The organism is Thermosporothrix sp. COM3, assembly GCF_059696735.1.
In genome coordinates this window covers 5368282-5381648 of sequence record NZ_AP019376.1, presented here as the reverse complement: position 1 = coordinate 5381648, position 13367 = coordinate 5368282, and the positions used below count along the sequence as shown (strand labels likewise).

The window sequence follows — 13367 nt, the reverse complement described above, 5'->3', positions numbered from 1 at the left end:
CAATGCTTTTACGATCTTCACAATCAACGAAACGAGTTCGCCTCTGGGGCGTACCCGATTCACGAATGAAATGGCTCTGGCTGCTGTGCGGTATTGGTATCTATGGGGGGGGCCTCGGTGGTTACCTGTATGTGAAATATACACAGCCTGTCACTAATTCGGCACAGGAGCCGCTGCGTTCGTTTGGTTTTGTGACGCTGGTGCTGATTCTCTTTGCGGCTTCCTATTCGTTACGACGGCGCTTGTTGCGGGCATTGCCAGGAAAGGTGCAGAGTTGGCTCTGGATGCATATTGGATTGGGCACGACGACGCTTCTTGTTGCCCTGATGCATAGTGATTTTGCCGGTATTACCCATGCTTTCCTGATGCAGTGGAGTGACCTCTTACGAGCGTATGCTGGCCCGGGGGCGCTTCTGGCGCTCTTTGTGCTGGTGCTGAGTGGTGTACTTGGTAAGCTGCTAGATATGTTCTACACGGGGCGTATTGTCCGTGAGGCCGGAACAAATGGAGTTGGGATTGCGCCAACTGTTGAGGAACGGGTCCAGGAGCTTACAGAGGCAGTGGAGCGCCTCTGCGCAGGCAAATCGGAGGCTTTCAAATCTTTTTGCCGGCTGGCTCTGCGCGGTCAGAGAGACGCGGAGCGTACAGTTGCTGTTGCTCCGGTTGAACACCAGGATTTTCAGCGGGTACGTGAGATCCTGCGTAAGCGAGCTTCCCTGCTTAGCTCGTTACGGCGTATGAGGCATGCTGAGCGACTGATGAGGCGCTGGCGTTGTGTTCATGTGGTGCTGTCGTTACTGGCTTTCGCCGTGATTCTGTATCACTGTAGTATGCAGATTCTGGTAATACTGCATGTAATTTGACGCCCCTGGCTGAAGCAGAGAAAATGCTTCCTTTACCAGGCAGGCTTGCTCATCTGCCTCTCATGAGACAGTGAGGAGAGGCCAGGGAGTCCAGAGGCGTTTCATGGTCCTGTCGCTTGTTGGTTCCCTTCTGCCGGTACCCTGCAAGGCTTTGTGCAAAATATTCATTGCGACATTGTGGTCACGATCGGGGGGATTTGTAGATGAGCATCCATTTTAGCTTGTTCCCCCTTCTCTGTGTGATTGCATATCAGAGCCATAATAGTGCCAGGAATGATCAATGATGCAGCACCATCGCACTTTTCTCTGTGTAAACATGTTGAGCAAGAAACGCCTATTCAGAGCGGAGATGAGTGACAGAGTTTTCCCGGACTGTTCATTGTGCATGCGTCTTTTCACGTGTCTGGGAGTAGGATCTTTGGCTGATATCTTGTCTTACCCGGGGGAGGATGTTGGACAATGAAGGGGGCAATACAGTGGTTTGAGAAGCTGCATTGAGGGATGCGGATACAAAGAAATGGAGAGGCTGATCAAAACAGCCTCTCCAGTGGTTTTACTGTTGTGGCTCCTGGGGAATTCCCAGTACCTCCTGAAGGTTGTTTGTTGGTGTTGCTTGCTCAGGAGGTGTGATGGTCACTGGTTCGTCGAACTTGCTGAGATCTATTACCAGATCGGAGGTCGATGTAATATCACCTTTCTGGGTTGATTGGTTGGAGATGGCAGACGGATCAAGGGCCATATTGACCTTCATTTCGGTACGACGCACATAATGTTTGTTCTGATCGATCCAGACATCAACTGTTGAGTTGAAGGATTTTGTTTTATCGATCACTGTTTCAATATCCTGCTGACCAAAGTAGCCCTTCAGTTGCGGGCTGTTGCGCAGTAACTCTTTGAAGGCCTCTTTGTCCAGATCAGCGGAGATATGACGCATGTTCTCGCCACGAAGCGACTGAATACCCTGATCTTTGATTTTCGCGTGTTGTAAAAGCCCGAGCATGCTTTGCTGATCAAGCTGGTATGGGCCGCCAGGAATGCCTGCTTGCTGCATCAGGACGTCTTTATCCAGAACATACCATTTGCCCTGCTGGTTCTGAATGTAGACCTTATTGCCTTTCATGATCTGGACAAGCTGCGCATTCTGCTTTCCGCTTGAGAGCGTATAGTTGATTTTGGCCTGATCGGGCATGCTGACGTCACCGTTTCCTTTGATCTGAATTGTGATATTCTGTGTCTGAGTGGTGGTCGGCGTGCTCTGCGGCGTCTGTTGTATTGGGTTCTTGACCTGATTATTTGCCTGCAACTCCAGATGAGCAGATTTGAGCTGTTTCATTGCTTCAACGCTTTTCTGGATCGCTTCCAGCGGAGTTTCATTTGCTGTTTGAGTCGTTTGGGTATTGCCTTCTTGAGGGGCACAGGCCGCTAGAAGGAAGACCATAAGTGCCAGCAAGAGAAAGGAAACATTTCTTTTTTTCCACAATTGCATATTCCCTGCTCCTCATCTCTGTTCTATATGAGAATTGTTTGTTTATGAAGACTCTTTGATAAATGATCCTGCTTTTTATGATCTGTAGTAAATACGGAAGAGACATGTAAAACGGTTTCATAGGTTCAAAAAAGTGATGTACAGCATACTATCTGGAGATCCAACGGAATAGAGAATGAATATGCGCTATTATGCTATAATAACACCTGTCCATGAGAACAGAAGCGCAGAGATTCAACAGGTATGGAAGTTGAGCGTATTGTTTCAGGTTGTGGCGTAGCTCATAGCGTCGGGCACGCAAGCAGGCTCATAATATATGAAAGGAATGCGGTTTGTCTCTTTTGGGAGGCTACAATAAGAAAATACTGGGTAGGAGTTACAGCAGGAGGATTCCAGGTTCTGTATGCTGATAGCAGAAGCCATTGCTGACGATAAAATCCTGCTGGAATCGTAGAACATAGAGAAACAGTATCCGTCTCTCTGTATCTTCTCTTCCTGAGTGGATGAGGCAGGCCTTTTCGATGGGTGAGCTGAATCGGCGCCGAGGCCGGTTATTGATGTTGTGAGAGCTGGAAGCAGGGAAGAGGGTGCTCATCGGAATGCTGTTTACTTGAACCCCCTTTGCTGAAGATGGATATGAGCCGAGGCGAATAGTCCTCAGGGTCTTTTTCAGGGTATGGAGGGTTGTATCCAGGGTACTGGTTTATAGTAATTTCGGGTTCTTGCTGTTTGTCATTTGGTGCTTGTACAGAAAAACAGCAGTAAGTCCTCGTACGAAGAAGGTGCAAACTGGACGGCTTGTTTGAGAACGGCCTGTTTTCGCGTCTATTGTAACCAGGGCTTTGAACGAAACGTATTTCTTCTGTATTCTATTCGTAACAAGCTATAATACAATTGGCGGCACCTTTCTATCCATGAATACGCCTTAGGATAGGAATTATCAGTTATGAATCAAGAGAAAATTGCGCAAAATGCCTCTTCTTCCCTGTACAGGATGAATCGAATCGTGGTACTAGGGATGACCTTTACTGTTCTCCTGGCCCTGCTCTTGAGCAATACATTCATCATGGCAACCGCGAAAGCCGAAGGAAGACCGGGAGGAAATGTCGAAGATCCCGAGGTCAGAGCGGTTGTAATCGCAAAACCCGCAGTAGTGCGTATTGCAACCACTATTTTTGCTACCGTTACTGTGCGAATGAAGTCAGGCGAAACGGTGAAATTCCCTCAAGGAAGCAGCACAAGCGAAAATGCTGTTGGCTCGAATTATGCGGGAAGCGCTCTGGGGAGTGGGACCTTTATCTCCTCTCAAGGCGATATTCTTACCGCGGACCATGTTATCAATCCTCCAAAAGATGATTCGCTCGCTCTCTACTTTTATCAGGTGGCCGCGCCTGACATCGCGCTTTACTTGAATGAACATGGCGAAAAGGGAACCACCGCCGAAGATGTTGAAAACCAGTTGAAGAGTGGGCAACTGAGAGGGGCAATCGATATCACCAAGACGGAGAGCGTTGTTTTCCTGAGCACAGATTATACCGGTCCGTTAGATGCATCTTCGTTCCGTGAACTGCCCGATTTTGTACAGAAACCTGTTGATAAGGTATATAAGGAGAGCTCGATTGAAGACAAGGACATGGCGATCATTCACGCCGCGTTTACCGATACTCCTCATATACAGCTCGGTGATTCTTCATCGGTACAGCAGCAAGATAATCTCACCATCATTGGTTTTCCTGGCAATGGCGATGTAAGCGATACGCCAACAAATATGTTGACTTCTTCAGTCAATAAGATTACTGTCTCTTCGATCAAGACAACGAATAATGGCACACGCTTGATTCAGGTCGGGGGCAATGTTGAGCATGGAGATAGTGGCGGTCCTGCCCTGGATAGCAAAGGAACCGTTGTCGGGATTGTCAGCTTCGGGCTAGATAGCGGCGGTCGCGGAAATACAAGCTTCCTGCAAACCAGTAACTATGCACGCGAATGGGTGGAACAGCTTGGTCTTGATACTAAACCGGGGCCACTGCAAAAGCTGTGGAATGATGCGATGAATGCCTACGCCTCGAATGAGGCCGGACACTGGCATAAGGCGCTTGATCTGTTCAACCAGATTGAAAAGAAGTATCCTGATTTTAAGGCAATCAAGTCGTACCAGGACTATACAGAAAAGCAGGCTGCTACTGAGAAGGTGCCGACGACCAATCAGAATCAACCTGTGCCGGCACTCTTCTCTTCACCGATTACGCTTGCTATCACGATTGCTGTCATCGCATTTGTTGCGCTGCTCTGTATCGTTCTGGCATACCTGGTGATCCGAAGTGGCAACCGACGAAAGGTGCAGCCTGCTCCTTTCGCTGGTGGAGCACCCTATTCAACTGGTTTTGTGAACGCGCCCCCTCAGGGCCAGTATAATCAGTTCCAGGGCTATGCTCCGGTGCCGCAACCTGGCCAGCAGCAAGCGCCATCTCAGTTTGATAATAGTATGTATGCGTTTGGAGCTCCTCCGTCCCCGGCTCCATCTTCGATCGCTGATGAGGTTACTGTGCGGCGTGCTCCGGTTCCTCAGCAGTCGCAGCCAAATAGCCCAATGGCGCAGCCTGTGCCACAGCAGCAACCAGCGAGTTCGAGTGCCGGGTTGAGTGTCTGGCCCTGTGGGCATAGTAATCGGCCGGAGGCTCGTTTCTGTGGAGTTTGTGGTGAACCTGCTCCGCATACTCCGCCTCCGCCACATCACGTTGAGCAGTAAAATACGTATTGAGAGCCAATCTCTTGTTCTTGAAAAGAGGTTGGCTCTTCTTTTTTGTTGCGTTCTCGTCAGCGTGACCTGGTTTCTGAGCGGAGCGTTTCACGTGAAACACCAGGGCTGGAAGAAATCGCATTGCTGTTTCACGTGAAACATTGTTGCTGGATATACCTCCTGTTGCTGTGGCTCTTTATAACGACGAACTGTTTCACGCGAAACGATTGCTCTCTGCTCAAGGAAATAGATCGTGTCACTGTTTCACGTGAAACATCCTCATCGAGGGTTTGCGCGCTCGCTCTTTTGGGAGCAGAACATATGCATCGATGGGACTCCGGGGGCTTCGGGTGAGATGTAGAATTCAGTGTTTCACGTGAAACAATCCCGGGTGGAACCGGGCCTCTATCCATATCAGGCCACTCTCTCTCTGTTTCACGTGAAACATTCACCTCTGAAAAATGCCGCTGATTACTGCTGATCAGTGCTTGCCTCCAAAAGGGCGCGCGATCCTGAACGCTTTCAGGCCCCGGATAAAAGGGAACGTTGCTGCTTTCCGGCCTATCAGACTGTTTCACGTGAAACAGCGAGGTTAGCTTTCACCTGGCGAGATTGAGGAAGCGTTTCACGTGAAACATTTCCTTTGCTCTTGCCATAAGGGGGGCATATATTGTTTCACATGGAACAGTACCTCTGCATCGAAAGCAGAGCTTGCCTGCTGGTTCCTCTTCTAGAAGCACACGGACTGAAAGCTCAATCCATCGGCACTGCTTCCATAGGCATACAGTGTTTCACGTGAAACGCGTCCAGGGCAATGCTTTTTTTCAGCAATCTATTGTTTCACATGAAACAGAGAACTGAGATTGATACTGCAAAGGCGGGTGCTGCCAGATGGGTGGAGTTGGTTTGTGCTTTATCCTACAGGACTGTTTCACGTGCAACGCAGAGGAGACCGTTTTGCAGTCGGAGATCGAGAGAAGCATTTGTAAAGGGTGTGTTTCACGTGAAACATGCTGCCCTCAAATTCCTGCATTGTTTCACGTGAAACGGAGAGTTGTTTTATGGAACTGGATAAGAAAAGGCCGGGTCCTTGTAGAGAAGGCCCGGCAGAAATGGTATATCGATTTTAAGCGCCCATAATATTGTAGCCTGCATCAACGAAGAGAACCTCGCCAGTGATGCCACGAGCCAAATCACTGCACAGGAAGAGCGCCGTATCACCAACTTCGCTTTGCTCGATATTGCGGCGAAGTGGTGCGACCTGCGCGGCCTGATTGCGGAAGCCAGTGAAACCGGAGATACCGCGAGCTGCCAGCGTATTGAGAGGGCCTGCAGAAATGGCATTGACGCGAATATTGTGTTCGCCCAACTCGTAAGCCAGATAGCGAGTGCTGCACTCAAGAGCGGCTTTCGCGACAGCCATCACATTATATTTCGGCATCACGCGTTCACTTGCCAGATAGGTGAGTGAAACGATGCTGCCGCCACCGCGAGCCTGCATCATGGGGGCGGCACGACGTGCTAAAGCGATCAGAGAGTAAGCGCTGATATCCAGAGCGGTGTGGAAGCCTGCGCGGGTTGTCTGCACAAATGGATTTTCGAGTTCGGAGGCGGGAGCGAAGGCAACCGAGTGAACCAGAATATCCAGTTCGCCATTAAAGGCTTCGGCTGTCTTTGCGAATGCCTCATCGATCTGATCATCATATTGGACATCACAGGGAAAAGTAACGGTGCCGGGAATCTTTGCTGCGAGCTCTTTGACATACTTTTCCATGCGATCCTGATAGGTGAAAGCAAGCTGGGCACCTTGAGACGCGAGAGACTGTGCGATTGCCCATCCAATAGAGCGATGATTCGCGATGCCAAAAATAAGGGCTTTTTTGCCTTCCAGTAGAGACATAAGTAACCATCTCCTCTCAAGAAATAAGCTAGCCTATGCTAGCTTTGAACAAGGGTATCTCGATTTGTTTGTTTTTAGCGCTCAACCGGGTAGCGGTGATCGAGCCAGCCAATCATGCCATTTGCCAGATTGTAGACTTTCTGGAAACCAAGCAACGACGCAATTTCTGAGGCGATCGAGCTGCGATGGCCTGACCGACACACAAAAATCACCTCTTTGTCTGTCGGTAAATGAAGTTCCTCCAGGGCTTTCCCGAACAGATAGATCCCCTTGCTATTGATAGGTACAAGTTGAGCCTGTGCAATATGGCCGCTCTGCCATTCTTCCGGTTCGCGTACATCCACAACGTGAGCGCCGGTTTCAATCATCTGCTTTGCCTGTTCTGTTGAAATTGTTGTATAGGGCAAAGCCGCTTCCTGTTCTTCGTATGCCATATATTATTTCTCCCCGGTAGTCTCGCTCGACTCGCTTTGATACTGCTCTAGCCAGAGCTTTCCCAGGAGAGTCGGCGCGAGTATATATTCGTCACCTATAAACGAGAGGGTCAGTAGGCCCTGGTCTTCCATTTCACGAAAATCATCAGTGATGAGATAGAAGTCATGCAGCATGCGGGCTACATCGCTTTCCGGCAATTGTTTATAGATCTGTAAGATGCGTAGCACCGCCGCATACTTGGGACTACTGTCATCAATCGCTCGCATAGTGAGCACTCCTGGTAAGGTATCCCGGCACCACACGTTTTCTTTCCCCTTCCCTTTGAGCAAGAGGGAGAGGTCTCATGGCTCTCATTGAGCTGAAGACTGTTTATGGTGTTGGAATCCCTGGAAAAGAATATGTTCCTTCACAGTGTAACAAATCCGTTTGCTGAGAGCAAGGGGAGCGGAGTAGCATGGTATACTATAGCGTCTGATAGGTTTTATCAGGCGCAGGCAAGGTATACATACACATGTTCCGCGCGCGTTTACCCTTGTTACTCCTGGAGAATGCCTGTTTCGGGCTCTCCGTGGGGAAATGGCGTTAGATATAAAGAGAGAAGCAGGAGGAATCAGGGAGAATGATGGACGAAGTTCAACCGGTCGATCCATATCAGAAACCGCCTACAACTATTCTTGCCAGCACTGTTATTCGCAATATCAAGCAATTGGTCACGGTGGCGCAAGCTCCTATAGAAGGAGCGAGTGGCCCTCTACAGGTCCTTGAGCAAGCGGTTATCGCTGTCCATAAAGGATCAATTGTCTGGATAGGGCAGGAAGGAGTGAATGAGCCGCACTTTGTTGCGGATAATCCCGAGGATAGCAACGGTATTACCTTGATTGATGCCCGGGGAGCCGTGATTACACCGGGTTTTGTGGATTCCCATACTCATCTGGTTTTTGCTGGAGATCGCTCTGAGGAATTCCATCTGCGCCGTGCCGGGGTCAGCTATGGGGAGTTGCTGGCTCAGGGACGCGGTATTTTAACAACAATGCAGGCGACCCGAGAGGCTAGTGAGGAGGAACTACAGCAGTCCGCTCTGGCACGTCTGGCTTCTGTGCGTCAGCACGGTACAACGACGGTAGAGGTAAAAACTGGCTATGGCTTGAGTAAGGAGACTGAGGAAACCTGTTTACGCGTCATCAATAGCCTGAACGCCACCTGGCAGGAGAGCTTGTCTTCTCTGGACAGTATTCGCGTGGTTCCTACTTTTCTGGGAGCTCATAGCGTTCCTCCTGAATATCGCGGACAACGACAACGCTATGTCGATCTGATTGTTGAGGAAATGCTACCTGCCTTTGTTCATCTATCTCGTTTTTGCGACGTGTTCTGTGAACGCGAGGCTTTTACTGTCGAAGAATGCCGTCGTATTCTGACGCGTGCAAAAGAATTGGGCTATCAATTAAAAGTGCATGCCGATCAACTGACACCCGGCGGCGGCGCTCGTCTTGCGGCAGAACTCGGTGCTACTTCTGCCGATCATCTGGACTTTGCTACTGATGAGGATCTGGATGCGATGCGCGAAGCCGGAGTCGTCGCGACATTGCTGCCGGGCTGTTCTTATACACTGCGCACTCCGTATCCGTCCGCGCGCCGTTTTCTGGATCGAGGCTTACATGTGGCGCTGGCTACGGACTTCAATCCCGGCACCTCCTATTGCGAGAATATGCAGATGATGCTTGGTCTGGCAATGTCGGCTATGGGTATGTCTCTGGAAGAGGCACTGACCGCCACAACGATTAATGGAGCGCGCGCCCTGGCCTTACACGATCAGATTGGCAGTATCGAGGTCGGGAAACGCTGCGAGCTAGCTCTGTGGTCCATTCAGGATTATCATGAGATTGGGTACCACTTCGGAGTGAATCTGATACACTCGGTGCTGATGCCAAAGTAGCTCCGTTTCACGTGAAACATCCCGAGGCTGCCCTTTGAAGCGGTTAGTGCAGAAGTGTAATTTGTTTCACGTGGAACGCTACACCTTTTGCCCTTGTGAATAGCTCCTCCTTCGAAAGAGTGTTTCACGTGAAACGGGAGAACTGATCCGTGCTTTTGAAGAAAGGCCTTAAAGCGGAGAGTGTTTCACGTGAAACACTCCTCTATCAGGGAAAAGAGGTTGCCAGAATGCAGGTCTCTGTGTTTCACGTGAAACATTCGGACCTTGCGCTCCGGAAAGCGGTTTTCCTTATTAAGGGGAATGTTCCACGTGAAACATCAAGGAAACCAGAAATCCCTGGCAAATCTCTTCATGAAGAAAAGTGTTTCACGTGAAACAAAACCCTCTTTCCCCTAAAGGAAGAAGTAGCCCTTTCAGACTGCGGATCTTTCGTGTGAACCATTCGCCCTTTGTATTCTGGTAAACAACTTCCCACAGAGGAGGGACTGTTTCACGTGAAACGGTCAAATTCCATGCATGAAGGAAGGGCGTAGCATCAATTCTGATCCGGGACTGTTGCGCGTGAAACGTTCGGACGTTGCTCCCCGATAAAATAGTTCCCCGGAGAGAGAGTGTTTCACGTGAAACACTCTCTCTCCGCACCGACTATGTTTCCCCTCTTTTTGACGAACTGGCCTATGCTGGAAGTGAATAGGGGAGCTGGTTTCTCGATGGTTGCTTAGAAGCGCACACAAAGAGGCCGAAACGTGCTATTGTAATAGTGTTTGCTGGAAGTGACTCTGATTTGCTTCTGGCCATCGTCATTCTACTCTATTGGCAATGATGCCAGAAAGGAAATTTCTTCTATGACGAAGCGTACAGCATCAACTGTTTATCATGACGCAGACTTCCATCATGAGAAGCATATTGATCAGACTATGCGTGTGATTGATGGGGAGGCGCTAAAAATAGAGGATGTGCATGCGGTTGCGCGCTATTTTGCTCCGGTGTCGCTCAGCGAGCAAGCGATTCAACGAATCCAGGCGGCTCGTGCTGTAATCGATCAGGTGGCTGCTGAGGGACGGAAGATCTATGGCATCACAACCGGTTTTGGACATCTCAGCAGTGTACGCATTCCACAAGATCAACTGGTTGATCTTCAACATAATCTGTTACGAAGTCATGCTGCTGGTGTGGGTGAGCCACTCAGTAAGGAAGTTGTGCGCGCAATGATGTTCCTGCTTGCGGCAAGTCTGGCGCGCGGCAATTCGGGTGTGCGCGTTGCTGTGGTACAGCAGCTTGTCTCTCTGCTCAATGCAGATATTGTTCCTGTGATTCCCTCTCGTGGTTCTGTGGGAGCAAGTGGCGATCTGGCTCCGCTTGCCCATTTAGCACTGGTTCTTATCGGGGAAGGAGAGGCCTGGTATAACGGACAGCAGATGAGTGGAGCAGAGGCTTTGCAGCAGGCGCAACTTTCGCCACTTCATTTGCAGGCGAAGGAGGGACTGGCCTTAATTAATGGTACCCATTTGATGGAGGCAATTGCTGTATTGACTATAGTCGATGCTGAGGCCCTTTTACGTACTGCTGAAGTTGCCTGTGCGATGAGCATCGAGGGGTTGATGGGAAGTCATATTCCTTTTGACGAGCGGATTCATCGACGCCGTGGACAGGTAGGACAGCAGGAAACAGCGGCTCATCTTCGGCATCTTCTGCGCGATAGCGAGATTGTGTTAAGCCATGCTAACTGCTCACGGGTTCAGGACCCCTATACCCTTCGCTGTTCACCTCAGGTGCTGGGTGCAGTTCGCGACGCACTAACCTATTGTCGTACCATCTTTGAACGGGAACTGTCCTCGGTGACGGATAATCCGCTTGTCTTCCCAGAGGAGGGAGATGTCTTAAGTGGCGGGAATTTCCACGGTCAGCCTCTTGCGCTCGCTCTGGACACGCTGGCTATCGCGCTTGCTCAACTGGCAAGTTTCTCTGAGCGCCGAATCTATAATCTGATGGGGCCGCATGACTGGGATAAAGACGGCGCTCCTCTGTTCCTGGCACCGGACCCGGGGCTAAACTCAGGATTTATGATTGCTCAATATGCTGCGGCAGCTCTCGTCAACGAGATCAAGATCCTGGCTCATCCTGCGAGCATTGATTCCATTCCTACCTCTGCCGGGATGGAGGATTTTGTCAGTATGGGGGTGACCAGCGCCCATAAGTTGTTGCGCTTAATTGAGCTTACACAGCAGGTTGTTGCCATTGAGTTAATGTGTTCCGCTCAAATGCTGGATTTCCGTAAGCCGTTAAAACCCGGGGCCGGGGTGCAAATCGCGTATGCCCGAGTGCGTGAGCGTGTGTCGATGCTTGAACATGATCGCGTTCTGGCCCCAGATATCGCAAAGCTTGCAGACGCTGTTCGAGAAGGCGCCTTTGCCGATATTTAGGAAAGAAATACAAAGTCTGTTTCACGTGAAACATTTTTCTTCGATAAGCGACTTGCTGAAGCGGGTAGTGTTTCACGTGAAACAGTATGGGAGTACGATCACTGCTTGCTCCTGTGACTATGCTTCTGGATGGAGATGTTTCACGTGAAACATGAAGCTTTGGCCCATCGGGACCTTGTGTCTCGTGCCTCCCCCATTGTTTCACGTTAATCACCTCCTTCTGAAGGCGGAAGCTTGTGTCTGGACTCCACCGCACCTTAGCCTCTCTTTACAGGGGGCTACTTTGGCTTCCTTGTCCGAGACATCAGGGATAAGTGACTCGTGCCTCGTTCTCCGTTTGAAGCGTGTGTCAGTTTAATGCGCAAATGGCTCTTGCTACATGCTGTTGCACGGTACCATTCGAGGAAGAGCGTGTCAATTATTTTGAAGCAATTATCATGGTTTGAGAGGATCATCTACTGTTCTCTCTTTGAGATGCTTCTGAGGCCGTTGCAGCAGGCTATTCCTCTCTCGTCTGAAGACAGAGCACCCTGGCCCGCTTCTGTGAAACACCTTCCCTCGTATCTTCCTGTTTTCGCTCGCTGCTTCTGTGAAGGGTGTTCTGAAAATAATGCGATCCTCCGTTCGATAGAGAAGTCCTTTCACGCGAAACGACTGGCTGACTTTCCCTGTCTTGTTCTCCAAAGGATCAAGAAACGTTTCACGTGAAACAATCTCTGTGGATGGATGTGTGCAATCGGGTTTAATAGAAGTGGAGCAGTAGAGTATCCCACAGAAAACCTCCGGTATCTCTGGATTATGCTCCACTGAGCGAATATGGAAGAGAGTGTTTCACGTGAAACGGCTGGACTTTCTCTCGGATATTGGCTCTGCTTTATAAACAGCGGTTTAGTATTCTGATCGTTCTATATCCTGAAAGCTATGATTATGGCGCAGTGTTTCACGTGAAACAGTAGCACCGTCTCTCAGATGTGTAATCGGGACAGGCTTTACATGAAATAGCCCTCAATCGCTGCTACCGTCTGGTTGGGGATAAAGGTAAGGGAGTGTTTCACGTGAAACGCATAATCTCGATGACCACCATCTTATTCATGATTATGGTTGTCTGATGTTCCGTGTAAAACGCTCATGCTATTCTCCTATTACTATCTCTTTACGTCCTTCTTTACTTTTGAAGTGTTTCACGTGAAACACTATTTCACAGAGAGGTGAACTCGTGCTCTGTTAAAGCAGAGTTGCCCGATAAAATATTCGAGCATAGCTTGATGTGCCTGCCTCCAATAGTGAGGGAATGTTTCACGTGAAACACTGCGACGCATTCCCTGTTCTATGTCCAGGCTCCTGGTGGTGAGCTGATAGAGTTTCCCATAAAACGTTTTGAGAATCCAGGTTTTTCCCTGGAACTGTTGTCAGGGCAGGAATGTTTCACGTGAAACACTGAGGAGCATGTGGCAAGGGCAGGCCAGGTATGCAAGCGAAGCGCGAAAAAACAGAGCGGATCCACATCAATCTCATATGAACCCTGTTGTTTTGATCTCCTCTCGCCTGGCTACTATATGCCTGTTTCACGTGAAACATTTCTGCCAA

General features: G+C 49.6%; 8 protein-coding genes. 4 read left to right on the top strand and 4 right to left on the bottom strand.

Features of this window, described 5'->3' with window-relative positions; all coding sequences use genetic code 11:
• The first annotated feature begins 2 nt into the window (after positions 1 to 2).
• Positions 3 to 863: a hypothetical protein gene (locus KTH_RS22835; RefSeq protein WP_497621213.1), complete on the top strand. Its 861-nt coding sequence runs from the start codon at positions 3 to 5 to the stop codon at positions 861 to 863.
• A gap of 553 nt (positions 864 to 1416) precedes the next feature.
• Here the strand turns inward: KTH_RS22835 and KTH_RS22830 are convergent.
• Positions 1417 to 2349, bottom strand: a complete 933-nt coding sequence (locus KTH_RS22830) for a DUF6612 family protein (RefSeq protein ID WP_497621211.1) — start codon at positions 2347 to 2349, stop codon at positions 1417 to 1419.
• A 946-nt stretch (positions 2350 to 3295) separates the two neighbouring features.
• Here KTH_RS22830 and KTH_RS22825 point away from each other — a divergent pair.
• Complete coding sequence (locus KTH_RS22825; RefSeq protein ID WP_497621209.1) at positions 3296 to 5098, top strand: trypsin-like peptidase domain-containing protein; 1803 nt, start codon at positions 3296 to 3298, stop codon at positions 5096 to 5098.
• A 1117-nt stretch (positions 5099 to 6215) separates the two neighbouring features.
• On the opposite strand, the gene KTH_RS22820 is transcribed toward KTH_RS22825, so the two are convergent.
• The 3 genes from KTH_RS22820 to KTH_RS22810 form a co-directional block, all read right to left on the bottom strand.
• Complete coding sequence (locus tag KTH_RS22820; protein WP_497621207.1) at positions 6216 to 6989, bottom strand: enoyl-ACP reductase FabI; 774 nt, start codon at positions 6987 to 6989, stop codon at positions 6216 to 6218.
• 74 nt (positions 6990 to 7063) lie between these two features.
• Positions 7064 to 7423, bottom strand: coding sequence for a rhodanese-like domain-containing protein (locus tag KTH_RS22815; RefSeq protein ID WP_111325520.1), 360 nt, complete (start codon positions 7421 to 7423; stop codon positions 7064 to 7066).
• A gap of 3 nt (positions 7424 to 7426) precedes the next feature.
• Positions 7427 to 7690: a hypothetical protein gene (locus KTH_RS22810; protein WP_111325521.1), complete on the bottom strand. Its 264-nt coding sequence runs from the start codon at positions 7688 to 7690 to the stop codon at positions 7427 to 7429.
• A 353-nt stretch (positions 7691 to 8043) separates the two neighbouring features.
• Between KTH_RS22810 and hutI the strand changes: the two genes are divergently transcribed.
• The gene (gene hutI, locus KTH_RS22805; protein ID WP_497621205.1) at positions 8044 to 9357 is read left to right on the top strand and encodes an imidazolonepropionase; all 1314 of its coding nucleotides are present in this window, start codon (positions 8044 to 8046) and stop codon (positions 9355 to 9357) included.
• A 905-nt stretch (positions 9358 to 10262) separates the two neighbouring features.
• Entirely contained in the window at positions 10263 to 11780 is a 1518-nt protein-coding gene (gene hutH, locus KTH_RS22800) for a histidine ammonia-lyase (RefSeq protein WP_371860001.1), read from the top strand.
• Positions 11781 to 13367 lie beyond the last annotated feature (1587 nt).